Genomic DNA, 26,387 nt, shown 5'->3' on the forward strand with positions numbered 1-26,387 from the left:
CCGCTTTGATCAAGGCGGCCCCTCTCATTTCCTGGAGTTTCGGCGCTGCAAGCGCGCCGCTATCTTCGTCACCTGAAATTCAGCGTAAGCGAACCCTTCGTTCGAGCACAACAGAAACGGCCATGTTCCTTCTTCAGCTAGCCATCGTGATCCTTGCCTGCCATGCGTGCGGAAGCGTCGCGGTGCGAATCGGCCAATGCCGCGTAGTCGGTGAGATCGTCGCCGGGATACTGCTGGGGCCGACGGTGCTCGGCGTCGCGTTTCCTGCGTTGCATCGGTTCGTGCTGCCCGCCAGCGTGTCGGCAAGCCTGTCGCAGCTCGGCGAACTGGGTGTCGTGCTGCTGATGTTCGAAATCGGTCTGCACATTCGCCTTCCCGGCCCGGCGAAGCTCGCGAGCGCACGTTTGCCCGCACTCGTCGCGGCGCTTGGCCTCGCAGTGCCGCTCGTGCTCGGCATGGGCGTCGCCGCATGGTCGCGCGCGACGCTCGCACCCAACGTACCGGCGCTCTCCTATGTGCTGTTCTGCGGTGTCGCGCTCGGCGTGTCCGCGGTGCCGGTGATGGTCCGCATCGTCGCGGACCTGGGCCTCAGCAATCATCCGATGGCCAGGACCGCGCTCGCGGCCGCGATGATGACCGACGTGACCGGCTGGATACTGCTGGCTGTCGTCGCATCGATCGCCGGCGCGGAACACGGCAACGATCGCTTGCTGATCTCGTTGCTGGGCCCCGTGGTCTATATCGCAGGATGCGTCGCGGCCGTGCGCGTCGCGATCCAACCGTTGCTGTCGAAACTCGCGGCGCGCGACGATCTGCCGGCGATGTTCGCCATCGTCGTCTGCACGGTGCTGGTCTCTTCGTGCGCGACCGCGAGTCTCGGCTTGCACAGCGCGTTCGGCGCGCTGCTGCCTGGCATGCTGCTACGCGATGTTCCCGCCCTGCGCGAACACTGGGACCGCTGGTTCGGCGGCTTCCTGCGCACGGTGCTGATGCCCGTGTTCTTCTCGTACGCCGGCCTGCACATGTCGATGCCGACCGTGACGGGCAATGGGGAATGGTGGTGGTTTGTCGTCTTCCTGGCAGCAGGATTCATCGGCAAGTTCGGCGGCTCGTATGGTGCCGCGCGCCTCTGCGGCCTCTTGCCGGGCGACGCCGCGCTGGTCGGCTCGCTGATGAATGCGCGCGGCCTGATGGAGCTGATCGTGCTCTCGATCGGCCTGCAACTGCGCATCCTGCCGGCCGCCGTCTACACGATGCTGGTGCTGTTCGCGCTCGTCACGACCGCAGCGACCACGCCGCTCGTTCGTTATCAGCTGCGATCCGCCGAGCGTGCGCTGCCTGACGCGCAATCGCAGACGTAGGCGTCAAAAAATAGCCATCCGTCTTCCCCCACATACTTTTACGAGGATCGTCATGAACGAAACCCGGCAGCAGATCGTCGATCGTCTGCGTCACGTCATTGCCACGCAGCTCGACGTCGACATCTCGCCCGAACGCATCGGATTGACCGACGGATTCCAGTCCGTGATCGGCATCGATTCGATCGGCTTCATCGAGCTCAAGTATCAATGCGAGGAAGCGTTCGGCATCCGCATCGACGAAAGCGAATTCGTACCGGACAACTTTCTCAACTGCGACGTGCTGGCAAGCTTCGTCCTGTCGAAGCTGAACGCCGGCGCAGCCGTTCACGCCGTGGCGCGCTGAACGGTGGGCGCGCTCATGGACATTTGCGCTGGAGATGGCGCGATCGTCGAAACGTCGAGTCTCTCGTCTCCACGTTGCACGCCCGCCGAGGTCGACCGGTTCATCGCGACGCTGCGCCGGCACGCGTTGCCAGACGGCAGCGTCGTGCTGGTCGGCATGCCGAATGGCGTCAGGCTGCTGCGCCTGTTCTTCGCGCTCGTCGCCGCCGGCTACGTGCCCGCGATGGTATCGCCGACCACGCCCGCCGAGCGCCTGCGGCAGATGGCTGAAGACTTCCGCGCAGCTGCGATCGTCAAACCGCGTCTGGGCGAAACACTGTGCCGCGAGCTGGCACTTTGCGACGTTGATGCGCAGCACGGCTGGGAGACCGGCTTCTTCTCTACGCACACATCGCCGGTCACGCATGCCGGCGAAGTGATCCTGACCACGTCCGGCACGTCGTCGGAGTTCAGCAGCGGCTGTGTGCACGGGTTCGAATCGCTGCGTGCGAACGCGCGCAAGCACGCGGAGGACATCGGCCTCACCGCGGCCGATACGGTGCTCGTGAACCTGCCGCTCTACTACTCGTTCGCGCTCGTGGCGCAGGCGATCGCGAGCATCGAATGCGGCGCACGTCTGGTGATTGGTGGGCCGCCGTTCATCGCTTCGCAGTATGTCGCCGATCTCTCGCGGCACGCGGTCACCGTCAGCTCGCTGACACCGATATTGCTGCGAGAACTGGTTGTGGACCGCGCGTCGACGTTGCCGCGCGGCTTGCGCGCGCTCACGGTCGGCGGAGACATGCTCGCGCCGGAGCACGCGAGCGCATTCGTGACGCGTTATCCCGACACGGCGCTCTATCTGACCTACGGCATCACCGAAGCAGGCCCTCGTGTGTCGACCTGCAACGCACACGAAGTGGACGCAACGAGATTCGCATCCGCTGGCTTGCCGATGCGCGACACGATGGTGCGCCTGCTGGACGCAGACCTCCTCAGTGGAGGCATCGGCGAACTGCTGGTGCATTCGGACACGTTGCTCAAGCGCAAGATCGGCCGCAACGCGAAAAGCCCGTTCATCGAACTCGACGGCCGCAGGTGGCTTCGCACCGGCGACATCTTCGAGATCGATGCAGACGGCTATCTGTTCTTCCGCAATCGCAAGTCGGATTTCATCGTGCTCAACGACGAGAAGATCAATCTCGCCGCCATCAAGCAGTTCTGCCGCGCGTTGCCCGGTGTGCTGACCTGCAAGACCCGGACGCTGATGGGTTCCGACGCGCTCGACGGCTATCTGCTCGACATCGTGGTGGACGAACGCATGGTGAGCCCGAGCGACGCGGATGCGATGCGCAGCCGCATCCTCAAAGCGCTCAAGCGGCACGAGCGCCCACACAGCCTGACGCTGACGGCCGTGAATCGTCAGCAGCATGAGTTCTACAAATAAGGAGAGAGCGGCTATGACCGAGGAAATCAGCGCACTGGCCCGCGCCGTGATCGAGCAATACGGACTCTCCACCATCGAGCAGGTGGTGCGAGTCATCCCGCTGCATATGTGCCACATCACCCAGGAGCCCGACGTGTTCGGCACCTGGCCTGCGAACGTGATGCGGCTGCGTCACCCTCAAGCGGAATGGGCGCATCACGAAGCGGTCTATGCACGGTATCGCGACGAGATCATTCCGTCGCTCGGTCTTGCGGATTATCTGCGCGCGTTCGTCGAGGCCGACGCGCCGCGCTTGCCGTGCTTCTGCACGGAGATGAGCGACGTGGCCGGCACGCTCGCGAGCGTGCTGCTTGCGCAGCCGGTGTATGCAATCCGCCAGCTGTACGTCGACTATCTGTATCTGCCGCAGCGCTGGCACTCGCTGAACGCGTTCGTCGTAGATGGACGGATCCGCTATTTCGATTCGTCGGCGTACCGGCAGGTGTTCGATCGCCAGAAGCGCAAGTTCATGCGGCCCGAGGAACTCGCAGGCTTCGACGCCGCGGACGTCACGCCACACTTCATCGGCGACGACTGGCTGCAGCGCGAGCCGATGCAGCGCGCGATCTCGTTCGACGGCAACGCGATACACGACACGTTCTGTCCGAATCCGTTCGACACGTCGCGCCCCGATCAGTTTTTGCGCGTGTACGGAGCGCACTTTGCGACGGCCCCCTCGCGCTCCCACGTGGAGCACATGTCATGACGCCAATCGTCGTGACAGGCATGGCATGGCGCACCGCTTTAGGCAGCACGCTCGACGGCGTCTGGCAGCGGCTCGTCAATGGCGAGTCCGGCATCGCGCCGCTAGCGTCACGTCATGCGCTGAAGAACGAGCGCGTCGCGGCCATTCCCGACATCGACCGTGACGATATCGCCGCGACGCTTCACGACCTCACGAAGCAAACCGTCGCGGCCGCGATCGACGATGCACATCTACCGGTGCCGCTGCACCGGCAGCGCACGGTGCTCGTGGTGGGCACGAGCTTCGGCGCACGTCTTGACGACTCGCAGTGCGTCACACAACCGCTCGACCGTTGGGTGCAGGACGTGGCGGATGAATTCGGCGTGACATCCATCGCGCTCTCTACGGCATGTTCGTCGGGTTCGGATGCGCTGCTCGTCGGCGCTGAACTGATCGATGCCGGCATGGCCGACTGCTGCATCTGCGGCGGCGCCGATGTGCTGAGCGACGCGAAGCGACTCGCGCACACCGCACTCGGCACGATGTCGTCGACTACACTGCGCAGCTTCGATGAACATCGCGACGGCACGATCCTCGGCGAAGGTGTGGGTTTCCTCGTGCTAGAACGGGCCGACAAGCGGGCTGACGTGCAGCCCTATGCGCTACTGCGCGGCGCGGGTTCGTCGAACGATGCCGCGGGCCTCACCGCACCCGATCGCGACGGCAACGGCATCCGGCTCGCGGTGAACCGTTCGCTTGCCGCGGCCGGTCTGCGTCCTGACGATATCGGCGTCATCAACGCGCACGGATCCGGCACGCCCACCAACGACCGCATCGAGAGCGCCGCTTATGGGCGCCTCTTCGGCGCGTCGTGCCCAACCGTCTTCGCGACCAAAGGCGCGTTCGGACACACGCTCGGCGCCACGGGTGCACTCGAAGCGATCGCATTGATCCTTGCGCTGCAGCGTCGAAGCGTGCCGCCAATCTACGCCCTCGGCACACCGATCCACGACTTCGATCTGCCGATGCCGATTGCCGCCCCAGCCTCGATCGATGCACGATACGGCCTGAGCGTCACGATCGGCTTTGGCGGGTTCAACACGAGTCTCGTCTTCGAACGGAGCGACGCATGATCGACCTGATCGTCAACGAGACCTGCGGCTTCGCGGTTATCGACGTGTGCGAAGTCGCGGGCATCGATATTTCGCGTATGCATCCGGAAATAAGCGCCGGGATGCGCAACGCCGACCCCGTCGTGCTGCCGGTGCTGGAGGCAGTCGGCCGGCTGTATCGCGTGCATCGTGCGCGGCTCGAACCGCACACGGATCGCATTGGCATGATCCAGTCCGGTCTGGCATTTCCACGCGCGAAGTCGCAACGCGTGTTCAGCGACGTCAGCCGCAACGGCCGCGTGTCGCCCGTCGCGTTCATCAACGCGAACGCGGGCGCGGCCATCTCGTTCTGCTGCACGCGCTTCGGCTTTCGCGGCCCGACCTTGCACCTGACGATGACCGCCTTGCGCGCGCAGTCGCTCGCAAACGCGCTCGCCGCGACGTGGCTCGCACGCGGCGACGCACGTTATCTGATTCTCGCCACCGCGGATTTCAGCGAACACGATGACATTCGCGTCACGGCCGTTCTGGCGGGCAAACACGACTCCGCTTGAAGCCTGAACACAAGCGCGAGACGCCAAACAGACCAGGATCAATTCATACTATTTCGGATAACCAATCATGACCTACGACTACGATATTGCGATCATCGGCTCCGGCATCTCCGGCTCGATGCTCGGTGCCATCCTCGCGAAGCACGGCACGAGAGTCGTCGTGCTGGACGCGGGTACGCATCCGCGCTTTGCCGTCGGCGAATCGATGGTGCCGGAGAGCGCCATCTTGCTGGAGCTGCTTGCCGAGCGCTATGGCATTCCCGAACTCGCGTATCCCGGCAACATCGCGCAGATCAACCAGCACATCGGTTCGTCCGCGGCCGGCGTCAAGCTCGCGTTCAGCTTCGCGTGGAACGGCTTTCGCAAGGAGCACAATATCAACGACGTCGTGTCCACGCCGGTGCTCGCGCCCGAAGCGCATCTGTTTCGCCAGGACGTGGACGCGTATTACGTCGCGCTCGCCGCCCGGCTCGGCGCCGCAATTCGCCAGCAGGCGCGCATCCAGACGATCGACGTCGCAGACGACGGCGTAACGCTCACACTCGCGGACGGGCAGACGCTGCGCACACGCTTCGTCGTGGACGCCGCGGGCTACCGCTCGCCGCTTGCGGACGCGCTAAAACTACGCGACGGCGCGCGGCCGATGCAGGCGAACACGCGCTCGCTTTTCACGCACATGGTCGGCGTGGACCTGTACGAAGACGCGATCGCGCCAGTCGAGGTACACGGTTCGCCCACCGCGCTGTCTCAGACCACACTGCACCATATGTTCGACTGCGGCTGGCTGTGGATCATCCCGTTCAACAACCAGCCGTTCAGCACGAATCCGCTGTGCAGCGTCGGCCTGCAGTTCGACATCGGCAAGCATGGTCCGGCGAGCCGCGATCCGGAACATGAATTCCAGCAGTTCCTCGCTGATCATCCGTCGGTTGCGAAGCACTTCACGAAGGCCGCGCGCGTGCGCGAATGGACCGTCGCGCCACGCCTCAACTACACGAGCCGCACGACCGTCGGCGATCGTTACTGCCTGCTCGGTCATGCGGTGGGTTTCGTCGATCCGCTGTTCTCGCGCGGGCTCGTCAACACGTTCGAATCGATTGTGCGGATTGCACCGGTGCTGCTCGAATCGGCCAGGACCGACGTATGGAAGCGCGACAACCTGCTGACGCTCGAGCGCTACAGCCTCGAAGTGGTCCGCATCAACGACCGTCTGGTGGCCAATTCGTACACGGCCTTCAAGACTTTCCCGCTGTGGAACGCATGGTTCCGCGTCTGGCTGAGCGGCAGCTACATTGGCGTGTTGCGGTTGCGCCGGATACTGGCCGACTATCTCGCGCAGCGTGACGACGATGCGCTGCGCACGACCTTCGACGCCGCGACGTATCCCGGTCATCTGTCGATCGAGAGCCATCGTTACGAGCGCATGTTCGATAGCGCGTGCGCAGCGATGGAGCGTTTCAACGCCGGCGAGATCGGCGAACGCGAAACGATCGATATGCTGCACGGCCTGTATGAAGCGAACCGCGAGCACCTGCCGCTCGATTTCGCGAACTTCACGAACCGCTACGTCTCGCGTCCGACAACGGAATTCGCGCAGTCGCTGCTCGACTGGGCCAATCATGCACCGGAAGGTCTCGCCGCGAAACTCGCACGCGGCGCGAGCGCACGGCCCTTCGATTTTCTCGACCGCTATCGCGACGGCGACCGGCTCGCACTCGCCGCACGCGCCGATGCGCGCCTCGCCGCGCAGATGCAGCAACAGGCGACGGTGGAGTGAGCCATGGACCTCAGCAACGCGGCGCTGCTGTCGCGCCGCCAGGCCGCCGTCGCGCGCGGCCTCAATCAGGCTCATCCGGTGTTCGTGGCCGAAGCGCGAAACGATCTGATCCGCGACGTCGACGGTCGCGAATACATCGATTTCACGAGCGGCATCGCGGTGCTCAACACGGGTCACCTGCATCCCGACGTCGTCGACGCGGTGCAGCGCCAGCTACAACGCTTCACGCATACCTGCTTCGCCGCGTTGCCCTACGAGCCCTACGTCGCCGTATGCGAGCGCATCAACACGTTGATGCCCGGCGGCGCGCACAGCAAGTCCGCGCTCTTCACGACCGGCGCCGAAGCGGTGGAAAGCGCGATCAAGATTGCACGCGCGCATACGCAGCGGCGCGGCGTCATCGCGTTCACCGGCGCGTTTCACGGGCGCACGTTCATGACGCTCGCGCTGACCGGCAAGGTGTCGCCGTACGCTGCGGGTATGGGACTGATGCCCGGCGACGTCTACCGCGCGCAGTTTCCCGACACGCTGAACGGCGTGGACGTGCGTCGTGCGATCGACAGCATCGAGCAGATCTTCCGCAACGACGCTGCGCCCGAGGACATCGCCGCGATCCTGTTCGAACCGGTGCAGGGCGAAGGCGGCATTCAGGTCGCGCCGCGCGCGTTCGCGGCGCGTCTGCGCGAGCTTTGCGACCAGCATGGCATCGTGCTGATCGCCGACGAAGTGCAGAGCGGCGCTGGACGTACCGGCACGTTCTTCGCGATCGAGCAGATGGACGTCGTGCCCGATCTCGTCGTATTCGGCAAATCGATCGCGGGCGGATTGCCGCTCGCCGGCATCGTGGGTCGAGCCGCGATCGTCGATGCCGTGGGACCCGGCGGGCTCGGTGGGACGTACGCGGGTCATCCGCTCGCGTGCGCGGCCGCGCTCGCGGTGCTCGACGTGATCGAACGTGAACAGCTGCCTGCCCGCGCCCGCGAGATCGGCGAGGCGATGCGCGCGACACTGCACGACATGCGGCGGCGCCATCCGGTGATCGCGGACGTACGCGGAATCGGCGCGTTGATCGGCATCGAACTGCGCGAAGCCGATGGGCACCCAGCGACGCAGCGCGCGAAGTCACTGCTTGCGATGGCGCGCGAGCAAGGCTTGCTGTTGCTGGCCGGCGGCGCGCACGGCAATGTGCTGCGGCTCCTGCCGCCGCTCACGATCGGCGTTGAGCGACTGCAGGCTGCGCTCGCGATTCTGGATCAATGCTTTTCGAGGCTGACGTGAGGCGTGTTTCGATGAACTGCAAGATGCTCCTGAATATCCTCACCTAAGAGGCGATGAGCGCCGTCCGCATTGGAAGCAAAGCGAAACGGTGAGGATATCCAGGGAGTCACGACTCACGCATCTGCGCAGCATTGCGGTGAAGGTAGAAGATCGCAAGCGCTTCACCTTTTAGCGACGCGTCGGAAAACGTGAGCAGCTTGACGAGCAGTGACATCACCTTTGCCACCGCTCGCAGGCAACTCCTGGAAATCCTCACCAATCGCGCTGATAGCACCCCAAGACTGCGTTGACAGGCCGCACTGGCGAACGCTAGACATCGATTCGTTTGAAAAGACGAAAGCGTCGAAACGGTGAGCGCAACGATCGGAGAGCGCTTCACTTCACTCGCGATCTCCTGGAAATCCTCACCAATTCGCGCCCCGGTAACCTCGTGACTCGACTAGCCGAGCGTGCACCGACGTTACATCGCACACACCGAAAGGTGAGCGTTTCCGGGAGATAGTCGACCGCACGCCGCACCAGCCCGACTGCGCAAGCAGACATCACACCCCGCTCACATACCCGCCGTCCACCGGCAGCGTCGCGCCGGTAATGAACGCCGACGCCTTCGACGACAGAAACAGCACCGCGCCCACCAGATCGTCCGCTTCGCCCCAGCGCTTCAATGCGCTGCGCGCGGCGATCCGGTTCGCGCTCGCCGGGTCTTCCCACAACGCGCGCGTCATCGCCGTGCGATGGTAGCCGGGCGCAATCGCGTTCACGCGCACGCCGGCGATACCGAATGCGTGCGCGAGCGAACGCGTCAAGCCGAGCATGCCGGTCTTGCTCGCGCAGTACGCCGGCACCTCGACGTCCGCGATATAGCTGAGCATCGACGCGACATTGACGATCGCGCCCTGACGTTTCTCCAGCTTCACGCGCGCCGCCATCGAAAGCCGCATCGCCGCCGTGAGGTTCACGTCGATCACTTCGCGAAACACATCGTCGCGATACTCGTCCGCCGGGCGCGCCACGCCTGCCGCGTTGACGAGCACATCGAGCGTATCGAGTTCGTCGACGAAGCGCTGGATGTCGTCGTGATTGCGCACGTCGAGCCGCGCGAAGCGGATTCCGCTGAGCGTGCGGTCCGCGTTCAGCGCATCGAGCTTCGCCTGCGAACTGCCGGTGGCAATCACCATCGCGCCCAGTTGCGCAAAGCCCTGTGCAATCGCCAGGCCGATCCCGCTCGTGCCGCCCGATACGAGTACCGTCTTGCCGTCGAACAGCCCGGCGCGGAATGCATCGACTTCATCGCCGCGTTGCTGCTGAAGTTGCCCGTGTTCCATCGTGATCTGCTCCTTGACTGATCGTTACCAGCTCGAGCGCGGCGGCAAGTTCATCCGCCGAACGAACGACGCGCGCCGCAGCGGGAAAACTCGTTGCATCGCCTCCGTCCACCGGCCACGCGATAACCCGCATCCCTGCTGCGATCGCCGCACGCGCGCCGGTCGGGCTGTCCTCGACGACGATCGCATCCGCAGGTTCGACACCGAGCAGCCACGCGGCGCGCAGATAAGGTTCGGGGTCGGGCTTGCCGCGCCGCACGTCGTTCGCGCTGACGGTGACGAGATCCGGCGCTTCGAGTTCGAGCGCGCGCAGATTCGCTTCGAGCAGCATCCGCGACGAGTTCGATACGATCGCCTGTGCGATGCCCGCGCGTTGCGCCGCGCGGTACACGTCGAGCGCGCCGGCTCGTTCGTTCAGCAGCGGCGCGCCAGCCAGATAGCGACGTGCGCGGAACGCCGCCCACGCGGAGAATTTCGTCGCCAGTCCGAAGCGTTCGCAGCAGAGCGTATGCACCTCGCGGCCCGTCATGCCGAGAATCAGCGGATGCAGCTCGTCGCCCGCCGTCACGCCGTGATGCGTGAGCACGTCGAGCAAAGTCTGCAGATGCAGCGCCTCGCTGTCCGCGAGCGTGCCGTCCATGTCCCACAGAATTGCCTGCGTTCGCTGGGTCGTCGCGTTCGTCATGAGGTGTGCGCCGCGAGGCGGTCCAGGTCGTCGTAGAACCGCTGCGAGTGCGTGTAGAGCCGCTCGAAGATCGGCATCATCCGGTCGTAGACGTCGCTCGCGCGCGGGTCGGGTGCGATCTCGCGCTCGAAGTGAACGAACGCGTCGACGGCATCGCCGAGGCGCGCGAATTGCCCGTGCGATGTCGCCGCCAGAATCGCGCAGCCGATCACGCCGCATTCCACTTCCTTCGGCACGAGAATCGGCGTGCGGTACATGCTCGCCTTGATCTCGAGCCACAGCGAGGCCTTCGCCCCGCCGCTCGCCGCGACGAGCCGCTCCATCCGCGCGCCGGTCGATTCGATCAGGCCGATGTGGCGACGCACGCCGAACGCAACGCCTTCGAGCACCGCGCGATGCAGATGGCCGAGCCCGTGCCTCGCCGTGATGCCGAAGAACTGCGCGCGCGAATTCGAATGCTCGCCGAGCCGTTCGCCCGTCAGATACGGCAGGAAGAACAGCCCCTCGGCGCCGACCGGCGCGCTCGCAGCCTTCTGCGCGACTTCGTCGTAGGAGAGCGTGTTCTCGTGGAACGCGCGACGCGCCCAACGCATCGCGTCGCCGCCGGAGTCGAGCAGCATGAAGCGGCCCCACAGCCCTTCGCAGGTCGCGAGATTCGACACTTCGGGATGCAGCATCGGTGTGTCGGCAATCACAGTGATGATCGACGACGTACCCGTGATGTCCGACGCGAGACCCGGCGCATACACGCCCGAACCAAGCACCGACACCGGATAATCCGCGCCGCCCACCAGCACCGGTGTGCCTTCGAGCAGGCCCGTTTCGGCTGCGGCCTGTTTCGTCACGCTGCCAAGCACATCGAGCGGCGCGCGGATCGGCGCGAGCTTGCGTCCGTCCAGTAGCATCTCGTCGAGCATCGTCTGCGACCACGTGCGCGTGGCCGGGTCCATCAGGAAGCTCGTCGATGCGTCGGACCAGTCGCACGCGCGCTCGCCCGTCAGCCGGAAGTTCACGTAGTCCTTCGGCATGAAGACCGTCGCCGCGCGCTCGTAAGCTTGCGGCTCGTGCTCCTTGATCCACTGCAGCTTGAAACCGGGCCACGCGGGCGTGGCCGGATTGGCGGTGTGCGCGAGATACGCATCGGGCGGATGTTTTGCGCGGAACGCGTCGACGTGCGCGAGCGTGCGTTTGTCGTTCCACAACGGCGCGGCTTCGCGGGTCAGCTGTCCGTCGGCATCGATCAGCACGGTGCCGTGCATCTGGCCGCACGCGCAGATCGCAGCGATGTTCGCCGCGGCACCCGGCACGCTGTCGAGCACTTCGCGAATGGCGTGCGCCGCACCCGACCACCAGTCGGCGGGACGCTGCTCCGACCAGCCGTAGCGCGGCACGATCTGCTCGTGCTCGCGCGCCGCGATACCGCGGATCGCGCCACGCGCATCGACGAGCGCGGCCCGTACGCTGCCGGTGCCGACGTCGATCGCCAGGTAGCTTGTCTCCATCGTTGTTCTGCCCATCCTCGTGGGTTAGGTCGGATCGGCCGTTCGCGTCAGCCGCCACGCTTGCTGCGTCTGCGCGCGCAGTAACGTCAGCGCGCTGCGCTCGCTCGCGATCCGCGCGTCGATCGCGTCCGGCTCGATCGTGTTGAAATCGAACAGCCCGTAGTGATGCACGATCATCGCCGGTACGCGTGCAGCGTGCGCGAGATCGACTGCTTCATCCAGCGTGAAATTGCCCGGTACGCCGTTGCCGCTGCGCGCTTCGTCGCGGCCGTTGACGGGCAGCAGCGCGACGTCGGGCCGCTGCTGCGCCACGCGCTCGCTCAACGTCGGATACGGCACGCAGTCGCCCGAATGATAGAGACGCAGGCCGCACGTCTCGATCACATAACCGAGCCATGGGTAGCGGCCTTCGGCATCCGCTTCGAGCGTCTCGTGCGCGGAAGGAATCGGCGATACGTGGCAATCGTCGCCGATCCGCACGCGCATGCCGGCATCCACGGGAATCAGACGCTCGATGCCGACGCCGCAACGCCGCATCGCTTCATCGATGGATGCGGCCGGCACCACGAAGCGCAACGCGGGAAATCGCGCGGCAAGCGGCTGCAGCGTGCCCGGGTCCATGTGATCCGTATGCCGATGCGTGCACAGCACGACATCGAGCCGGTCGAGATCCGCGGGCACGAGCGGCGCCGGCATCATCCGCACATGCGGATAGCGCGTGCCGCGATATTTGTCCGCGAGCGTGTCCGACAGATACGGATCGATCAGCATCCGCCTGCCCTGACAGTCGATCACGAAGCCCGCCTGACCGAGCCAGTACAGCACGATATCATCGGCACACGGCGTGCTCGCTGTATCGGCGAGACGCACGGCCAGCGGCATGTCGAAGCGCTCCACGCCGACGCATACCGGCGCGTCGAGCGACATCTCCGCCTGCGTCTGCATCGCCGGACGAAGCGCCGTATTCATCGCTTACCAGCAGACGTAGCCGCCATCGGCGAGCACGATCGATCCGGTCATCAGGCTCGCGGCTTCGCTCGCGAGGAACAGCGTCACCGATGCGATCTCGTCGACGCGCCCCAGCCGGTTCATCGGCGTGCCGCCCACCCAATGCCGGTACATCTCGTCGTTCTCGTACACGTAGCGGTTCATCTCCGTGTCGATGTAAGTGGGCGCGACCGCGTTAACGCGCACGCCGCGTGCACCCCATTCGGCTGCGAGCGAACGCGTCAGATGATGGACACCCGCCTTCGACGCGTTGTAGTTCACCTGCTCCTGCGGCCGGTTCACGATCAAGCCCGACATCGAGCCGACGTTGACGATGCTGCCCGCGCCACGCTCCAGCATGCCTTTGCCGAACGCGCGGCAACACCAGAACACGCCGTTCAGATTCACGTCGATGACCTTGTTCCAGATCTCGTCGGTCATCGTTTCCGCAGGGTGATTCGAGATCGCGATGCCCGCGTTGTTGACGAGCACGTCGACGCGACCATGCCGCGCGATCACCGCATCGTTCACGCGCTGCGCGGCCGTCGAATCGGTCACGTCGAGCAGTTCGCTCTCCACCTTCGCACCGGTTGCGGCGAGCTTCGCGACCGCTTCTTCGAGCAGCGCCGGATTCATGTCGGTGAGCACGACGCGCGCGCCGGCTTCGGCCAGCGCTTCCGCAATCGCGAAGCCGATGCCGCGCGCGGCGCCCGTGACGACGGCGATCTTGTCGTCGAGCCTGAATTTTTCCAGATACATCGATCGGTCCTTCGATGGAATGAGGGTGAGCACGCGCGCGCTGCGGCGCCGTCAGAACGCCGACGTCACGCGACAGGCCGCGCGGCCGCGGGTTTGCCCGCCTCCGCTGCGATCCGGCAGATTTCGTCGAACGCCGCGCCGCGAGACGGGATGTCGACATGAAACACCTCGGCGATCACGCGTGTCCAGCCGTAGATGAAGTACGTCCAGCCATCTTCGATCTGCAGGTGCTTCGTGTCTCGTTGCGCGCGCGCCTGATCGAGAAACACCAGCTTGCCGCGGTAGTTCAGGTCCCACACGATCGCGCGTTCCGGGAACGACGCTGCATCGGAGAGCGGCGAACCGGGCGCGTCCTTGCCGAGACCGGTCGCGTTGATCACGAGCGCGCCTGGCGACAGGCGCGCGAGCACGGCGTCGTTGTCCTCTGCGTGCGGCGCCAGCACGTATTCGCATGGCACATCGAGATTCAGCTCGCGATGAATGCGCTCGATCTCTTCGAGCCGCGCAGCCGAGCGGTTCGACACGACGATTTTCGAAGGACGGTCTGCGCCACGGCTCCGTTGCATCAGGTGCCACGTGAGCGCGATCGTCGAGCCGCCCGCACCCATCGAAAACACCTCGGCACCGGTACGCGCGAAGTGCTGCTCGGGCAGGAAGCCGTCCAGCGCAAAACCGGACGTGATCGGGTCTTTCGCGTGGCACACGAACTTGCCGTCGCGTTTCGACAGGCAGCTGGTCTCGCCCATCATTCGCGCGTGCGGGTCGATTTCGTCGAACAGGTCGCGGCATGCGGCGTACAGGTCGATCTTGTGCGTCGTCACGAGCGCACCGAGCGACAGCGGATCGTGCTTCAGAAACTGCACGGCTTCGCGATACCGTTCGGGCGCCGCATGCGGTTCGAAGTCGATGCCTTTCATCTCGACGTCGCCGAGACCGAGATGCCTCGCCCATGCTGGAAAGACCCGCATGATCGAACTCTGCGACGTCGTCACACCGATGAAGTAGAACGTGGGACGTCGTGCCGCCGCGTAGCTCATGACGTCGCTCCTTCGGCCACGCCGGCGCGCGCGATCAGCGCCTTGACGTCCGCGTCCGAACGCTCGCGCCAGGCGGGGTTCGGCTCGCTGCGCCAGCCGCCGTGGCCGTCGTCGACAATCCGCAGCCGCATGCCGTTCGACTGTTCGATGATCGCGTAGTCCTGTCCCGAATCGGCGGGATAGCAGAACAGCATCACGAGATCGCCCGCACCGAGGTTGACCGAACGATGGATCCAGCGCGGCGGCACGTAGCAGACCGTGTTCGCTCGAACCTCGACGATGCGCGTTTCGCCATCGGGCGACTCCATCAGCATCAGCCCTTCGCCCTTCAGTCCGAAGTACAGCTCCGGCCGGTCGATGTTCGCGTGGATATGGCCGCGCGTCATGAAGTATTCGTTGCCGACCTTGCCGGGACTCATGCGTGTGACGCCGGTGATCAGATCGCCGGGACGATCGCTCGGACGATGGTCGGTCACGTCATAGACGATCTCGTCGCCGCGCGCGCTGGCCAGCGCACTGAACGCGGCGGCGTCGGCATACAGACCGTCGAGGTCCGCGAGGCGCTTCTGGTAGCGCGTATCGGTGCCGACCATCAGGCCGGTGTCGAGGTTCACGTCGAACGAGCGCGGTTCAGGCCATTGCATGAGGTCCATCTCCGTTATCAGGTTGAGCCGATTCTAACGTTAACTTCAGTAAAGTTAAACATAGGTTTTTGCGTTTTCATCGGGGTTTTCCCGGTTTTATTTGAGCGATGCTTCGACTAAATAATAGTGTTACTATCGTTTGCAATGTGAAGAACTAAAGTTTTCCGGCTACGCGGCCGGCCGCTTTCCGCAGCAGGAAAGACGCCTTGGAGCGCGCGGCACCCCATCAGGAGAAATGCGATGCAGCACACCGCGACGTCCTTGCGCCCCGCGCTCACCGCCGAGCAAAGCGAGCGCGCCGTGCGCGCATTGCGCGACGCACTGGGCGCGGACGTCGTGACGCTGCCGCCGGAGTTCGAAGGCCGCAAGCACGCCGACTGGAGCCGCACGCCGAGCGCCGACCCGGTTGCGCTGATCCGGCCGCGGACGACGGAGCACGTCGCCATCGCGATGCGTATCTGTCACGAACACGGTCAGCCGGTGGTCGCGCAAGGCGGCCTCACGGGTCTCGCCGGCGGCGCGTGCATGCTCGGCGGCGAAGCGGCGTTGAGCCTCGAACGGATGAACCGCATCGAAAGCATCGACCCGGTCGGCGCGACGATGACGGTGCTCGCGGGCACGCCGCTGCAGACGGTGCAGGAAGCCGCGGATGAAGCGGGCTTCATGTTTCCGCTCGATCTCGGCGCGCGCGGCAGTTGCACGATCGGCGGCAATCTCGCGACGAACGCGGGCGGCAACCGCGTGATCCGCTACGGGATGATGCGCGAGCAGGTGCTCGATCTCGAAGCGGTGATGGCGGATGGCAGCGTGGTGGGCGGGCTGCGCCGGATGATCAAGAACAACACCGGCTACGACCTGCGCAATCTGCTGATCGGCAGCGAAGGCACGCTCGCGATCATCACGCGCGCCGTGCTGCGGCTGCGCGCGAAGCCGCGCGCGGTGTCCACCGCGTGGTGCGGCGTACCCAGCTACGACGCGGTCACGACGCTGCTGCGACAGTCGCAGGAACGACTGCCCGCGGGTGTCTCCGCGTTCGAGGTGATGTGGCCGGGCTACTACGACTTCGTGCTGCAGCGTCTGCCTGAACTGCGCGCGCCGCTCGAAGGCCGCCACGCGTACTACGTGCTGCTGGAAAGCAGCGGCGCGGATCCGGAACGCCAGAGCGCCGCGTTCGAGGAATTCCTGTCCGACATGCTCGAGCAAGGCGTGATCGCCGATGCGGCGCTTGCGTCGTCCGAAGCGGACGCGGCCGCGTTCTGGGCGATCCGCGATGCGCCCGGCGAATATCCGCGTCTGATTCCGGGCCGCGTGTCGTTCGACGTGAGCTTCGCGATCAGCGACGTCGGCGACGCCGCGCATCGTTGCGGCGCGAAGCTGCGCGAGCGCTGGCCCAACGCGACGATCCTGATCTACGGCCATCTCGGCGACGGCAACCTGCACATCGTCGTGCAGGAACCGGACTGGCCGCCTACCGTGGCGCCCGACGTGCAGCAGGTCGTCTATGGCGTGACGGGCGAGATGGGCGGTTCCGTTTCGGCGGAGCACGGCATCGGTCTCAAGAAGCTGAAGGTGCTCGCGCTGTCGCGCTCGCCGGCGGAGCTCGCCGCGATGCGCGCGATCAAGGCCGCGCTCGATCCGCTCAACCTGTTGAACCCTGGCAAGCTGCTGCCGCCATGACGGCGCGCGCGGCTATCACGTTCGATGCGGGCCCATGAATTCCAGCAGTCGATCAATCGCGTAACCACGCACAACAAGGAGGGGACATGACGCGTCTCATGAGCAGGATGATGAGCGGAGCAGCACTGGCCGTAGCCGCGGTGCTGGCCAGCAGTTCCGCACTGGCCGCCGACAAGATCAAGGTCGGCATTTCGATGAAGGTGCTCAACGCACCGTACTTCGCGGCCGCGATGGACGCCGCGAAAACCCGCGCGACCGAGCTGGGCGGCCAGGTGATCGCCGCGGACGCGCAAGGCAAGATGCAGAAGCAGATCGCCGACGTCGAGGACATGATCACGCGCGGCATCAAGGTGCTGATCATCGATCCGGCGGATCCCGAGGGTCTCGTCGGCGCGGTGAACGAAGCGACCGCGGCGGGCGTCAAGGTGATCGTGATCGACAGCACGCTCGATCCGAAGGCGAAGTACCTGACGCTCGTGCAGTCGTCGAACCGCGAGAACGGCGCGCTCGTCGGCCAGTGGGTGGTCGGCACGATGGGCGACAAACCGCTGAAGATCGCGCTCATCTCGGGCGAGAAGGGCAATCCGGTCGGCAAGGAACGGCGCGACGGCGTGCTCGAAGGGATCATCGAAGCGCAGCTGGCGAAGACCGGCAAGGTCGACGTGCAGGTGGTCGGCCAGGGCTGGGGCAACTGGACCGATGAAGGCGGCCTGAAGGCGATGGAAGATCTGCTCGTCGCGAACAAGGACATCAACATGGTGCTCGGCGAGAACGACAGCATGGTGCTCGGCGCGCGCCGCGCGATCGAAAGCGCGAACCGCACCGGCATCACGCTCGTGGCCGCGGCAGACGGTCAGAAGGAAGCGCTCGCGCTGATCAAGCAGGGCAAGTACGGCGCGACCGCGCTGAACGACCCGGCACTGGTTGCGCGCACGGCCGTGGACATCGGCATGAAGGCGGCGCAGGGCCAGGCTTCGAACGTGCCGAAGATCTCGTACACGCCGTCGGCGGTGATCGACAAGGACAACGTCGACAAGTTCTACAACCCGAAGGCCATCTTCTGACGACCGTCCGGGTATTTCACGCCGCGCCGGCTGGTCCGGCGTGGCGGCGTTTCGGAGACAGCTGAATGAATCCGTTTATTGCGCTGACCGGCATCGACAAGCGCTTCGGCGGCATCCATGCGATCGAAGGCATCGACTTCGACGTGTTCAGCGGCGAGGTGCATGCGCTCGTCGGCGAAAACGGCGCGGGTAAGTCGACGCTGATGCGCGTGATCGGCGGCGGCCATCAGCCGGACGCGGGCACGATCCACGTGGAAGGCCGCGAGATGACGTTCCGCGACCCGCACGCTTCGCTCGCCGAAGGCATCGCGGTGATCCACCAGGAGACCGCGCTCGCGCCGGACCTCTCCATCGCGGAGAACGTGTTCCTCGGCGCGATGCCGGCCGTGATCGACTGGCGCACGTTGCGCGAGAAGGCGCGCGTGCTGATCGCGAGCCTCGGCTTCGACATCGATCCGGCTGCGCTGGTCGAGCACATGTCGGCCGCGCAGTGCCAGGTGATCGAAATCGCGAAGGCGCTGAGCGGCAGCCTGAAGCTGCTCGTGCTCGACGAACCCACCGCCGCGCTCGCGCCTTCCGACGCGGACCGGCTGCTCGACATCGTGCGCGGCCTGCGCTCGCGCGGCGTCGGCATCGTCTATATCTCGCACCGACTGGAAGAGGTGTTCGCGATCGCGGACCGCATCACCGTGCTGAAGGACGGCAAGCGCGTGGACACGGTCAAGCCCGCCGACATCACGCGCGACGAGCTGATCCGCAAGATGGTCGGCCGCCCGCTGTCGGTGCTGTTCCCCGAACGTCACGCCGCGCTCGGCGACGAAATCCTGAAGGTATCGAATCTCACGCGCGGCGACGCGGTGCAGAACGTGTCGTTCACGCTGCGCGCGGGCGAAGTGGTCGGGCTGGGCGGACTGATCGGCTCCGGCCGCACCGAGGTCGCGCGGCTGATCTTCGGCGCGGACCTGCGCGACAGCGGCACCATCGAACTGAAGCAGAAGCCGCTGCACGTGCGCTCGCCGATGGCCGCCGTGCGCGCCGGCATCGGCTTCGTGCCGGAAGACCGCAAGGGCCAGGGCGCGGTGCTGTCGATGCCGATCCGCGTGAACGCGACGCTCGCCGCGTTGCGTTCGGTCAGCGGACCGCTCGGCTTTCTCACGTTCGGGCGCGAACGCGACTATGTGAAGAAGCTGATGGAGTCGCTGCGCATCAAGGCGCGCTCGATGGATGCGGACGTGTCCACGCTGTCGGGCGGCAACCAGCAGAAGGTCGTGCTCGCGAAGTGGTTTCATGCGGACGGCGACCTGATCATCCTCGACGAACCGACGCGCGGCGTCGACGTCGGCGCAAAAGCCGAGATCTATACGCTCATCAACCAGCTCGCGGAGCGCGGCAAGGCGGTGCTCGTGATCTCGTCCGAACACCAGGAGCTGATGGGCCTGTGCGACCGCATTCTCGTGATGGGCGAAGGCCGCATCCGCGGCCAGCTCGAACCGCATGACTACAGCGAGGAACGCATCCTGTCGCTGTCCCTGCAACGCGATGCCGACGAACCGGCCGCGCTTGCGCACTGATAACGTTCGGAGACTCACATCATGAATCCCAGTGCCGTCACGCCCGATTCACACCGGTCGCAATCCGGCCGCGCGCAGGCCAGACATTGGTGGACGATCGCGCGCCGCTTCAATACCGTCGCGATTCTCATCGTGCTCGTGATCGCCGCGTCGTTCGTGTCCGACGACTTCTTCTCCGTGCCGAATCTCGCGAACATTTCTCGGCAGGTGGCGGGCGTGGGCATCATGTCGGTCGGCATGCTCCTCGTCGTGCTGACGGGCGGCATCGATCTGTCGGTCGGCTCGATCGCGGCGCTCGGCAGCGTGCTGTCCGCGATGCTGATTCCGGACCACGGGCTGGTGTTCGCGTTGTGCGCGGCGCTTCTCGTCGGCGCGGCGTGCGGGCTGGTTTCCGGCGTGCTGGTCGCGTGGTTCCGGCTCACGCCGTTCGTCGTCACGCTCGCGATGATGACGGTGGCGCGCGGCATCGCGATGATCGTGTCGAACGGCTCGCCGATTCTCGTCGACGACGCGGGCCAGGCGCTGCTCGATTTCGGCCGGCATTCGTACCTCGGCATTCCCGGCCCCACGCTCGTGATGCTGATCACGTTCGTCTGCGGCGGCATCGCGCTGAACCGGATGCGCGCGGGCCGCGTGGTTCGCGCGATCGGCTCCAACGAGGAAGCGGTGCGGCTCTCCGGCGTGCCGGTGGCGCGGCATATTCTCGGCACCTACGTTGCATCGGGCGTGCTCGCCTCGATGGCCGGCATCATCTCGACGTCGCGTGCGGCAGTGGGCGCGCCGACAGTCGGCGTCGGCGACGAGCTGACGGTGATCGCGGCGGTGGTGATCGGCGGCGCGAGTCTTGCCGGCGGCAAGGGCGGCGCGCTCAATACGCTGATGGGCGTGCTGATTCTCGGCGTGATCGGCAACATCATGAACCTCGCCAGCGTGCCGGGCTATCATCAGCAGGTGGTGATGGGCGTGATCATCGTGGCGGCTGTGCTGTCGCAGCGCGGCGCCCGTTTCTGGCGGCGCTAAGGCTTCCGATACACTTCAGTTCTGGTCCTGTCCGCCAGGGCGCCGTTCGCGGCGCCCTGTGTTTATCGAACGAAGGAACCTCGTGTGTCCGACTACAACATCCTCGAACTGATCGATCGCGCACGGCCCAACCTGCGGCGCGGCAGCCGGCAGGTTGCCGAATACATCCTTGCGAACCTGAATTCCATCGCCGATACCAGCCTCGCCGAACTGGCGCGCGCCGCGCAGGTGAGCGAACCGACGGTGCTGCGGTTCTGCTCGATCATCGGGTGCAGCGGGTTTCGCGAGTTCAAGATCCGCGTCGTGCAAAGTCTCGCGCTCGGCGCGCCGGCCGCGCATTCGGTGCTGGCCGCTGACGACAACCCCGAAAGCGTCGCCACGAAGATCTTCGACTACACGATCACGAGCCTCGACTGGGCGCGCAAGAAGCTGGATTTCGCCGCCATCGGCCGTGCGGTGGATCTGCTTGCCGCCGCGAATCGCATCGAGTTTTTCGGCTTTGGCGCATCCGGTATCGTCGCGCTCGATGCGCAGCAGAAGTTTCCGCTGTTCGGCGTGCCCTGTGTCGCGCATCAGGATTCGCATCAGCAGTTCATCGCGGCATCGATGCTGAAGCCGGGCGACGCGGTGGTCGCGATCTCGAACACCGGCACCACGCGCTCGCTGATCGAAGTGACGCGCACCGCGCGCGAACGCGGCGCGAGCACGATCGTCATCACGGGCTCCGAAAGCCCGATCACGCGCTACGCGGATGTCGCGGTGATCGCGGAAACGCTCGAGAACACCGACGTCTACACACCGACCACGTCACGCCTCGCGGCGCTTGTGATCGTCGACATCCTGTCCACGAGCGTTGCGCTGCGCAGAGGCGAAGAACATACGCGCGACGTACTGCATATGAAGAAGCGGCTCGCCGAAGTCAGATCGACCGGTGGGGTGTGAGCGGGTTGGCGTGCGTGCGGATGCTCACCAAAGGTGAGGATTTGCGGGAGCCGGTTCGATGGTGAGGACTTCCAGGAGGTGGGTGAGTGGAAGTCGTCGTTCGTGCTCACTCACGACTGCCCGGGCGTATTGCCGCCGTGCAGGCTGCCGAAATGCCGCGCGCCGAACAGTCCCAACGCCAGGATGCCAAGCCCGAACGGCGCGACGTCGCTCGTCACCTTGAGTCCGAAATCGCCGACGCGGCACGTCAGCAGATAGCCGACGACGATATTGAGGAAGCCCCACAGCAAATTCACGGTCGACGACGACAGCCCGATTCCCCGCGGTTTCGCAAACGGCGTCTGAAAGGGCTCTCCCATCACGCCGCCCACGAAGTGCGGCACGGCATTCGAGAAAAAGGCACCGCCGAAAAAGTACGCGACGACATGCAGCCAGTTCATTTCAGGCACTCCTCGTGTCAAGGATGTTCAGAAGTCGGCCAACCGCTGCAGCAGTTCGACCGCAGCGGCGAGCGTCGCCTGTTCCTGTGCGGACAGCTGCGCCTGGAACGCACGGATCAGCCAGTCCTCTTTAGCAGCGCGATTCGCCTGGAGTGTTCGTCTGAATGACGGCGTGAGGTCGATGAGGGTTTTGCGTCCGTCGCCTGGATCGGCTTCGCCTTTGACGACGCCTAGCGCCTCCAGGCTGCCTACCGTGATCCGCATCGACTGGGGTTTGACGTGCTCGGCACGCGCCAAAGCGGAAACGGTAGCTGGGCCGTCACGTTCCAGATGGACGAGCACGGATTTCTGGGCCGGCGTGAAGTCGCCGGCGGTGGAATGTTCGCGCGCGCGGCGGACCAGTTTGCTGACGGCAATGCGCAGGTCGCCCGCCAAGGCGGCGAGATCGGTCGAACCGGCAGACGGTGGTTGCTTGCTCATGGCGCAACGATAGCATATGTACAGTTTAACTGTACATATAAGCTGTAGACTTTCGGTTTGCCGCTTCCTCTCACCTCGGAATGGAGTTGCAAGTTGAAAACCGAGCGCCAACGCCAGCAACCTAACTTATCCCATCGCTATTTTGGTTGAGAAGGTTGCAGCTTCGTTGCTCTCGTACGCGTTAGCACTGGGAAAAGTCGCGAGTTGCCTTGTTTGAAGCGCAAGTGTAGGTTTAGAAAATCGGGGGCAGCTAAAGCACCTGATTCTCTGCTTGCGGATCAAGCAGTGAATTGTTTCCCGGGCTTTGTCACGTTAACCGGACTGGTCCGATGTTTCGAGCGGCGGTCGCCGGGTAAGCTGTCGGGATGAAATCGTCCCGATCCCTGTACCATCGCCAGCGTTATCCCGCTGCCGTGATTGCCTGTGCGGTGCGCTGGTATTTCCGCTTCCAGCTCAGCCTGCGTGACATCGGGGAACTGCTGTTCGAGCGCGGCGTGGTGGTGAGCTACGAGACGATCCGTCGCTGGTGCGACAAATTTGGCGCGGGCTTTGCCCGTCGTGCGAAGGCTGCCCGACGCAAGCCCGGCAGCACCTGGCACCTTGACGAAGTGTTTGTGACGTTGCGCGGCGAACCGTGGGTGCCGTGGCGCGCGGTCGATGAACAGGGCACCGAACTGGACATCCTGCTGCAAAAGCGGCGCGACAGGGCGGCAGCAAAGCGCTTTTTCAAACGGGTGCTGCGTTCGGCGCCTGTGCCGCGCACGATCGTCACCGACCAGTTGCGAAGCTACCCGGCGGGGAAGGCAGAGATTGCAGCGCTGGCCGGCGTGAAGCATGTGTTCGTGAAGGCCGCAGCCCGGGTGAACAACCGGGCGGAGAACAGCCACCAGCCCACGCGCGAGCGCGAACGCCGCATGCGCGGATTCCGGGATCCGAAACGTACGCAGGCGTTCCTGTCGAGCTTCGGTCCAATCCGCCAACACTTCGCGATCGGGCGGCACCTGCTACGCACTTCGGCTTACCGCAGGCAGCTCGCTGCGCGCTTCGAATCCTGGCGAGCCTTCACCGGTGTCGCCCAAAATGCGTCTGCCACTTTTTGAATGGCAGTTTTACTTACCAATTCTGCGAACCGGGACCGTGAACGTGACAAAGCCACTTTTCGAGCTCCTTGACCGCCAGGAACAGCGCGCGAATCACCTGCGGATTGTTGAACGGGCTCTGTTCCGTGAGGACCTCGCCCGTAGCGGGATCGACGCCGCGGGCGAGCGTCTCGAGGGTCGATTTTGCGTCAAGGTGGTTCATGCTGCGTCTCGGCTAACCGTCACCCATGCATACGGTGGGGTAAAGGCGTCTACTGCCTGATCCGACTGTCGTAAATCCATTTGCGCAGCTTGCATGCGGTAACGGCGACTGCGTCTGGATGCAGTGGATTGACGAGTATGTTGAACTCTTCCGGAACAATGACCGACGGTACGCGCAGGATCGCGGATTTCTTGGCGCCCAGCCAGTTGTCGCCCAGATCCAGGCTTACCTTGCCCTCGGGGATAGCGTCCCAGCCGACCGGCGCGGCTGCCGCAGTTACGGTCGTCGCCGCGTGCAAGATATCATCCGGCACATCGATCCTGACCAGATACCTGTTCAGCGGCAGCCCTTCGGCGTTCCAGTGCACGACCGTTTCGAGCGCAGCCAGAGCGATACTCGATGCGCAGTACAGTACCGCCGCGCCGGGCCTGTTCCACCGGCCACCGGTCTGCTTCGCGCCCTCGCCGGACAGGTCATCCGCAGTGTAGTCGGGCGTGTCGGTCGCGATTCGCCAGATCGCCACCGTCATGCATAGGCTCCGCTCTGCATTCTCGCAAGAAGACGCGAAACCACCTCCTGACCTTCGCCAGTGTCCATCAGTTCGGCGGGAGGAATGCCCCCAAGCGCGCCATTCGGCTTCTCGAGCCACTGTCCGACCCACTGTGCTGCGTCGAATCCCTCCGGCTCCCCCGACTGCTCGACCATGGTCTTCACCTGTCCAACCAGCTTCATCAGGCCAATCACGCGCTCCGACTGTTCCTGCGACAGGTTCTGCTTGTTGCGAGCTTTCCGGTCGACCGTCGCTCTCGGAAGCCCGAGACGCCTGAAGAGCTGGTCCTTGGTCGTATGCATCGACGTCGCCAGGTCGACGAGGCCGTCGGCCCTCACGCCGTTTTTGATCAGCTGGATGCGCTCCATCGGAGCTGCTTCGTAGATGTACACGAAGTCGAGAACTCTCCCCGACTCACGCACCGCTGCAGTTTGCGTCGCAACGGGGACGGCCGTCTTCTGGGCGGCGGCTCGTTTGGTGCGCCGAATGAAGTTTAGGGCCATGGCGTGCTATCCTCAAGTGAGCATCTAGTATAGCTCAAATGAGCGTGGCGAGGGACCTCGACGGACGCATTTTTGTGTGGCGAGCCAGCTGCCACTATGCTGCAAAGCGAGGCCAGTGACGGGAGGCGCCAATGAGCGTTATGCCCCCCAAAAAATGTTCGACCAGCAGATTGGAAGGCTCCTGCGAGATCTTGTCATCTTCCGCCATATAGGAGCCACCGGGCTTCCGGCATAAAGGAGCCACTTCGTTTCCGGCATATAGGAGCCAGCCGGCTTTCGGCATATAGGAGCCAGGGAAGGAATCGAGCATCCCGATCGTGATGTTCATTGCGGGCTTACCTTGTGGGGCGTGATCCCCCCAAGGGGGGCTGCGATGGGCCGATGGAGAATCGAGATGCACCAACATCGACAGGTTCTCGTGCGCATGCGCCACGGGGATTCCGAGCGCGAACTGGCATGCTGTTGCTACATGGGACGGCGCAAGCTCGCCGCTCTGCGAGAGTTGGCCGAACAACGCGGCTGGCTCAAGCCCGATGCGCCGTTACCGGATGACGCCGAGATCGCCGCGGCGTTGGGCCCGCCGCACAAGGCAAGGTCCACTGTTTCAGGGCTCGAGGTCAGTCGGCACAACCGAGGAACTGTTGTCCGCGAAGTGGTCACTCCAACGTTCACATCACACGCATGTCGAACTGGTTCGATGAAAGCGGGCCCAAGATCGGTACCGACGTTGCTCTCGCGGTCATGTCCAACATGATCTCGGGTCCGCTCTTGCAGGGTGCACACGAGCATCTGATCACAATCCTTGCTGCCTTGGCCGGCGGCTCAGGCAAGCGACTCGCTACTTCTATCATTTCGAAATTCGACGCGAGCCATCCGACCACGAGTTCGAACGATTCCGGAAGGGGCACGGCAAGGTGAACCGTCAGCTACCGCCTGGCGTTACCTCGTCTCTGGAAGGTGAGTAAATGCGGGATCAACAGAAAGGTGAGGAATGCCAGGGATTCAAGCTAACCATCAATACGCGAGTCGTAGCGGCGGCCGGTGTGGTTCCACGACATATGTACCGTGACACTCGAATTTGGTAAGGTGAGAATTCCCAGGAGACACTCTCACCCGGGGCACGAAGCCATCCGCTGTGCGGTAAGACGGCATTGAAAAGATCCGCCCAGCGTCTATGATTTGCAATCGATTGGAACAGCACAGAGTTCTGAGATAAAGTTGCATCCGTCTAAGAAGCGTTAACAAAATGATTTTTGAAGGTGGCGCCAACAGATGATGCAGCAGGCCAGCTTCAGGAAAGCTTCGTGAATGAAGGCAAGGCGCTC

At 64.5% G+C, this 26,387-nt stretch carries 27 protein-coding genes and 1 pseudogene; 14 read left to right on the plus strand and 14 right to left on the minus strand.

The window, feature by feature from the left end; all coding sequences use genetic code 11:
* Positions 1 to 122 precede the first annotated feature (122 nt).
* From DVS29_RS21410 to gabT, 8 genes are all read left to right on the plus strand, one after another.
* On the plus strand, positions 123 to 1,361 hold the full coding sequence (locus DVS29_RS21410; RefSeq protein WP_118182494.1) for a cation:proton antiporter: 1,239 nt from the start codon (positions 123 to 125) through the stop codon (positions 1,359 to 1,361).
* A 52-nt stretch (positions 1,362 to 1,413) separates the two neighbouring features.
* The gene (locus tag DVS29_RS21415) at positions 1,414 to 1,704 is read left to right on the plus strand and encodes an acyl carrier protein (protein WP_240655722.1); all 291 of its coding nucleotides are present in this window, start codon (positions 1,414 to 1,416) and stop codon (positions 1,702 to 1,704) included.
* A gap of 15 nt (positions 1,705 to 1,719) precedes the next feature.
* Positions 1,720 to 3,129, plus strand: coding sequence for a class I adenylate-forming enzyme family protein (locus DVS29_RS21420; RefSeq protein ID WP_118182495.1), 1,410 nt, complete (start codon positions 1,720 to 1,722; stop codon positions 3,127 to 3,129).
* Positions 3,130 to 3,142: 13 nt separating this feature from the next.
* Positions 3,143 to 3,874 carry a hypothetical protein gene (locus DVS29_RS21425; RefSeq protein ID WP_118182496.1) on the plus strand — a complete coding sequence of 244 codons (732 nt, stop codon included), beginning with the start codon at positions 3,143 to 3,145 and terminating at the stop codon, positions 3,872 to 3,874.
* On the plus strand, positions 3,871 to 4,986 hold the full coding sequence (locus tag DVS29_RS21430) for a beta-ketoacyl-[acyl-carrier-protein] synthase family protein (protein ID WP_118182497.1): 1,116 nt from the start codon (positions 3,871 to 3,873) through the stop codon (positions 4,984 to 4,986). Before DVS29_RS21425 ends, DVS29_RS21430 begins: the two co-directional genes overlap by 4 nt.
* Positions 4,983 to 5,519: a hypothetical protein gene (locus DVS29_RS21435; RefSeq protein WP_118182498.1), complete on the plus strand. Its 537-nt coding sequence runs from the start codon at positions 4,983 to 4,985 to the stop codon at positions 5,517 to 5,519. Before DVS29_RS21430 ends, DVS29_RS21435 begins: the two co-directional genes overlap by 4 nt.
* Positions 5,520 to 5,586: 67 nt before the next feature.
* Entirely contained in the window at positions 5,587 to 7,296 is a 1,710-nt protein-coding gene (locus DVS29_RS21440; RefSeq protein ID WP_118182499.1) for an NAD(P)/FAD-dependent oxidoreductase, read from the plus strand.
* A gap of 3 nt (positions 7,297 to 7,299) precedes the next feature.
* Positions 7,300 to 8,574, plus strand: a complete 1,275-nt coding sequence (gene gabT / locus DVS29_RS21445; protein WP_118182500.1) for a 4-aminobutyrate--2-oxoglutarate transaminase — start codon at positions 7,300 to 7,302, stop codon at positions 8,572 to 8,574.
* 542 nt (positions 8,575 to 9,116) lie between these two features.
* Here gabT and DVS29_RS21450 read toward each other — a convergent pair.
* From DVS29_RS21450 to DVS29_RS21480, 7 genes are all read right to left on the minus strand, one after another.
* Complete coding sequence (locus tag DVS29_RS21450) at positions 9,117 to 9,899, minus strand: SDR family NAD(P)-dependent oxidoreductase (protein WP_118182501.1); 783 nt, start codon at positions 9,897 to 9,899, stop codon at positions 9,117 to 9,119.
* The gene (locus DVS29_RS21455) at positions 9,862 to 10,584 is read right to left on the minus strand and encodes an HAD family hydrolase (protein ID WP_118182502.1); all 723 of its coding nucleotides are present in this window, start codon (positions 10,582 to 10,584) and stop codon (positions 9,862 to 9,864) included. Before DVS29_RS21455 ends, DVS29_RS21450 begins: the two co-directional genes overlap by 38 nt.
* Positions 10,581 to 12,086 (minus strand): xylulokinase, encoded by a 1,506-nt coding sequence (locus DVS29_RS21460; RefSeq protein WP_118182503.1) that lies wholly within the window; start codon positions 12,084 to 12,086, stop codon positions 10,581 to 10,583. Before DVS29_RS21460 ends, DVS29_RS21455 begins: the two co-directional genes overlap by 4 nt.
* 24 nt (positions 12,087 to 12,110) lie before the next feature.
* Positions 12,111 to 13,055, minus strand: a complete 945-nt coding sequence (locus tag DVS29_RS21465; RefSeq protein ID WP_205962491.1) for an MBL fold metallo-hydrolase — start codon at positions 13,053 to 13,055, stop codon at positions 12,111 to 12,113.
* 3 nt (positions 13,056 to 13,058) lie between these two features.
* Positions 13,059 to 13,832 (minus strand): SDR family NAD(P)-dependent oxidoreductase, encoded by a 774-nt coding sequence (locus DVS29_RS21470; RefSeq protein WP_118182504.1) that lies wholly within the window; start codon positions 13,830 to 13,832, stop codon positions 13,059 to 13,061.
* Positions 13,833 to 13,897: 65 nt separating this feature from the next.
* Positions 13,898 to 14,869, minus strand: a complete 972-nt coding sequence (locus DVS29_RS21475; protein WP_118182505.1) for a shikimate dehydrogenase family protein — start codon at positions 14,867 to 14,869, stop codon at positions 13,898 to 13,900.
* Entirely contained in the window at positions 14,866 to 15,513 is a 648-nt protein-coding gene (locus DVS29_RS21480) for a glucose-6-phosphate isomerase (RefSeq protein ID WP_118182527.1), read from the minus strand. The genes DVS29_RS21475 and DVS29_RS21480 overlap by 4 nt, the downstream gene beginning before the upstream one ends.
* A gap of 240 nt (positions 15,514 to 15,753) precedes the next feature.
* Between DVS29_RS21480 and DVS29_RS21485 the strand changes: the two genes are divergently transcribed.
* The 5 genes from DVS29_RS21485 to DVS29_RS21505 all read left to right on the plus strand — a co-directional run bounded on the left by DVS29_RS21485 (position 15,754) and on the right by DVS29_RS21505 (position 21,787).
* Complete coding sequence (locus DVS29_RS21485; protein WP_118182506.1) at positions 15,754 to 17,190, plus strand: FAD-binding oxidoreductase; 1,437 nt, start codon at positions 15,754 to 15,756, stop codon at positions 17,188 to 17,190.
* 86 nt (positions 17,191 to 17,276) lie between these two features.
* Positions 17,277 to 18,254: a sugar ABC transporter substrate-binding protein gene (locus DVS29_RS21490; RefSeq protein ID WP_205962492.1), complete on the plus strand. Its 978-nt coding sequence runs from the start codon at positions 17,277 to 17,279 to the stop codon at positions 18,252 to 18,254.
* Between the two features lie 65 nt (positions 18,255 to 18,319).
* The gene (locus DVS29_RS21495; RefSeq protein ID WP_118182507.1) at positions 18,320 to 19,825 is read left to right on the plus strand and encodes a sugar ABC transporter ATP-binding protein; all 1,506 of its coding nucleotides are present in this window, start codon (positions 18,320 to 18,322) and stop codon (positions 19,823 to 19,825) included.
* A 21-nt stretch (positions 19,826 to 19,846) separates the two neighbouring features.
* Positions 19,847 to 20,845, plus strand: a complete 999-nt coding sequence (locus DVS29_RS21500; protein ID WP_118182508.1) for an ABC transporter permease — start codon at positions 19,847 to 19,849, stop codon at positions 20,843 to 20,845.
* Between the two features lie 84 nt (positions 20,846 to 20,929).
* Entirely contained in the window at positions 20,930 to 21,787 is an 858-nt protein-coding gene (locus DVS29_RS21505) for an SIS domain-containing protein (protein ID WP_118182509.1), read from the plus strand.
* A gap of 110 nt (positions 21,788 to 21,897) precedes the next feature.
* On the opposite strand, the gene DVS29_RS21510 is transcribed toward DVS29_RS21505, so the two are convergent.
* Together DVS29_RS21510 and DVS29_RS21515 are read right to left on the minus strand one after the other, a co-directional pair.
* Positions 21,898 to 22,227, minus strand: coding sequence for a hypothetical protein (locus DVS29_RS21510; RefSeq protein WP_118182510.1), 330 nt, complete (start codon positions 22,225 to 22,227; stop codon positions 21,898 to 21,900).
* Positions 22,228 to 22,254: 27 nt separating this feature from the next.
* Positions 22,255 to 22,707 carry a MarR family winged helix-turn-helix transcriptional regulator gene (locus DVS29_RS21515; protein ID WP_118182511.1) on the minus strand — a complete coding sequence of 151 codons (453 nt, stop codon included), beginning with the start codon at positions 22,705 to 22,707 and terminating at the stop codon, positions 22,255 to 22,257.
* A 365-nt stretch (positions 22,708 to 23,072) separates the two neighbouring features.
* Between DVS29_RS21515 and DVS29_RS21520 the strand changes: the two genes are divergently transcribed.
* Positions 23,073 to 23,807, plus strand: a complete 735-nt coding sequence (locus DVS29_RS21520; RefSeq protein ID WP_118182512.1) for an IS6 family transposase — start codon at positions 23,073 to 23,075, stop codon at positions 23,805 to 23,807.
* 13 nt (positions 23,808 to 23,820) lie between these two features.
* Here DVS29_RS21520 and DVS29_RS21525 read toward each other — a convergent pair whose 3' ends face one another.
* The 5 genes and pseudogenes from DVS29_RS21525 to DVS29_RS37650 all read right to left on the minus strand — a co-directional run.
* Entirely contained in the window at positions 23,821 to 24,009 is a 189-nt protein-coding gene (locus DVS29_RS21525; RefSeq protein ID WP_118182513.1) for a hypothetical protein, read from the minus strand.
* A 49-nt stretch (positions 24,010 to 24,058) separates the two neighbouring features.
* Positions 24,059 to 24,538 (minus strand): RES family NAD+ phosphorylase, encoded by a 480-nt coding sequence (locus DVS29_RS21530; protein ID WP_118182514.1) that lies wholly within the window; start codon positions 24,536 to 24,538, stop codon positions 24,059 to 24,061.
* Complete coding sequence (gene parS / locus DVS29_RS21535) at positions 24,535 to 25,062, minus strand: type II RES/Xre toxin-antitoxin system antitoxin (protein ID WP_118182515.1); 528 nt, start codon at positions 25,060 to 25,062, stop codon at positions 24,535 to 24,537. The genes DVS29_RS21530 and parS overlap by 4 nt, the downstream gene beginning before the upstream one ends.
* A 94-nt stretch (positions 25,063 to 25,156) precedes the next feature.
* Positions 25,157 to 25,390, minus strand: coding sequence for a hypothetical protein (locus DVS29_RS36950; protein ID WP_124800675.1), 234 nt, complete (start codon positions 25,388 to 25,390; stop codon positions 25,157 to 25,159).
* A 910-nt stretch (positions 25,391 to 26,300) separates the two neighbouring features.
* Positions 26,301 to 26,387, minus strand: a pseudogene (locus DVS29_RS37650) (IS5/IS1182 family transposase); the annotation flags it as partial.

The sequence above is a fragment of the Paraburkholderia phosphatilytica genome (assembly GCF_003443895.1).
GTDB classification, from domain to species: Bacteria; Pseudomonadota; Gammaproteobacteria; order Burkholderiales; family Burkholderiaceae; genus Paraburkholderia; species Paraburkholderia phosphatilytica.

Coding starts and splice junctions, on each gene's coding strand:
- DVS29_RS21475 (WP_118182505.1), bottom strand. CDS start 14,869: ATGAGCTACGCGGCGGCACGACGTCCCACGTTCTACTTCATCGGTGTG.
- DVS29_RS21530 (WP_118182514.1), bottom strand. CDS start 24,538: ATGACGGTGGCGATCTGGCGAATCGCGACCGACACGCCCGACTACACT.
- DVS29_RS21420 (WP_118182495.1), top strand. CDS start 1,720: ATGGACATTTGCGCTGGAGATGGCGCGATCGTCGAAACGTCGAGTCTC.
- DVS29_RS21485 (WP_118182506.1), top strand. CDS start 15,754: ATGCAGCACACCGCGACGTCCTTGCGCCCCGCGCTCACCGCCGAGCAA.
- DVS29_RS21500 (WP_118182508.1), top strand. CDS start 19,847: ATGAATCCCAGTGCCGTCACGCCCGATTCACACCGGTCGCAATCCGGC.
- DVS29_RS21480 (WP_118182527.1), bottom strand. CDS start 15,513: ATGCAATGGCCTGAACCGCGCTCGTTCGACGTGAACCTCGACACCGGC.
- DVS29_RS21440 (WP_118182499.1), top strand. CDS start 5,587: ATGACCTACGACTACGATATTGCGATCATCGGCTCCGGCATCTCCGGC.
- DVS29_RS21525 (WP_118182513.1), bottom strand. CDS start 24,009: ATGAACCACCTTGACGCAAAATCGACCCTCGAGACGCTCGCCCGCGGC.
- DVS29_RS21515 (WP_118182511.1), bottom strand. CDS start 22,707: ATGAGCAAGCAACCACCGTCTGCCGGTTCGACCGATCTCGCCGCCTTG.
- DVS29_RS21495 (WP_118182507.1), top strand. CDS start 18,320: ATGAATCCGTTTATTGCGCTGACCGGCATCGACAAGCGCTTCGGCGGC.
- DVS29_RS21465 (WP_205962491.1), bottom strand. CDS start 13,055: ATGAATACGGCGCTTCGTCCGGCGATGCAGACGCAGGCGGAGATGTCG.
- DVS29_RS21460 (WP_118182503.1), bottom strand. CDS start 12,086: ATGGAGACAAGCTACCTGGCGATCGACGTCGGCACCGGCAGCGTACGG.
- DVS29_RS21470 (WP_118182504.1), bottom strand. CDS start 13,832: ATGTATCTGGAAAAATTCAGGCTCGACGACAAGATCGCCGTCGTCACG.
- DVS29_RS21490 (WP_205962492.1), top strand. CDS start 17,277: ATGACGCGTCTCATGAGCAGGATGATGAGCGGAGCAGCACTGGCCGTA.
- DVS29_RS21410 (WP_118182494.1), top strand. CDS start 123: ATGTTCCTTCTTCAGCTAGCCATCGTGATCCTTGCCTGCCATGCGTGC.
- DVS29_RS21450 (WP_118182501.1), bottom strand. CDS start 9,899: ATGGAACACGGGCAACTTCAGCAGCAACGCGGCGATGAAGTCGATGCA.
- DVS29_RS21435 (WP_118182498.1), top strand. CDS start 4,983: ATGATCGACCTGATCGTCAACGAGACCTGCGGCTTCGCGGTTATCGAC.
- parS (WP_118182515.1), bottom strand. CDS start 25,062: ATGGCCCTAAACTTCATTCGGCGCACCAAACGAGCCGCCGCCCAGAAG.
- DVS29_RS21430 (WP_118182497.1), top strand. CDS start 3,871: ATGACGCCAATCGTCGTGACAGGCATGGCATGGCGCACCGCTTTAGGC.
- DVS29_RS21415 (WP_240655722.1), top strand. CDS start 1,414: ATGAACGAAACCCGGCAGCAGATCGTCGATCGTCTGCGTCACGTCATT.
- DVS29_RS36950 (WP_124800675.1), bottom strand. CDS start 25,390: ATGAACATCACGATCGGGATGCTCGATTCCTTCCCTGGCTCCTATATG.
- DVS29_RS21425 (WP_118182496.1), top strand. CDS start 3,143: ATGACCGAGGAAATCAGCGCACTGGCCCGCGCCGTGATCGAGCAATAC.
- DVS29_RS21455 (WP_118182502.1), bottom strand. CDS start 10,584: ATGACGAACGCGACGACCCAGCGAACGCAGGCAATTCTGTGGGACATG.
- DVS29_RS21520 (WP_118182512.1), top strand. CDS start 23,073: ATGAAATCGTCCCGATCCCTGTACCATCGCCAGCGTTATCCCGCTGCC.
- gabT (WP_118182500.1), top strand. CDS start 7,300: ATGGACCTCAGCAACGCGGCGCTGCTGTCGCGCCGCCAGGCCGCCGTC.
- DVS29_RS21510 (WP_118182510.1), bottom strand. CDS start 22,227: ATGAACTGGCTGCATGTCGTCGCGTACTTTTTCGGCGGTGCCTTTTTC.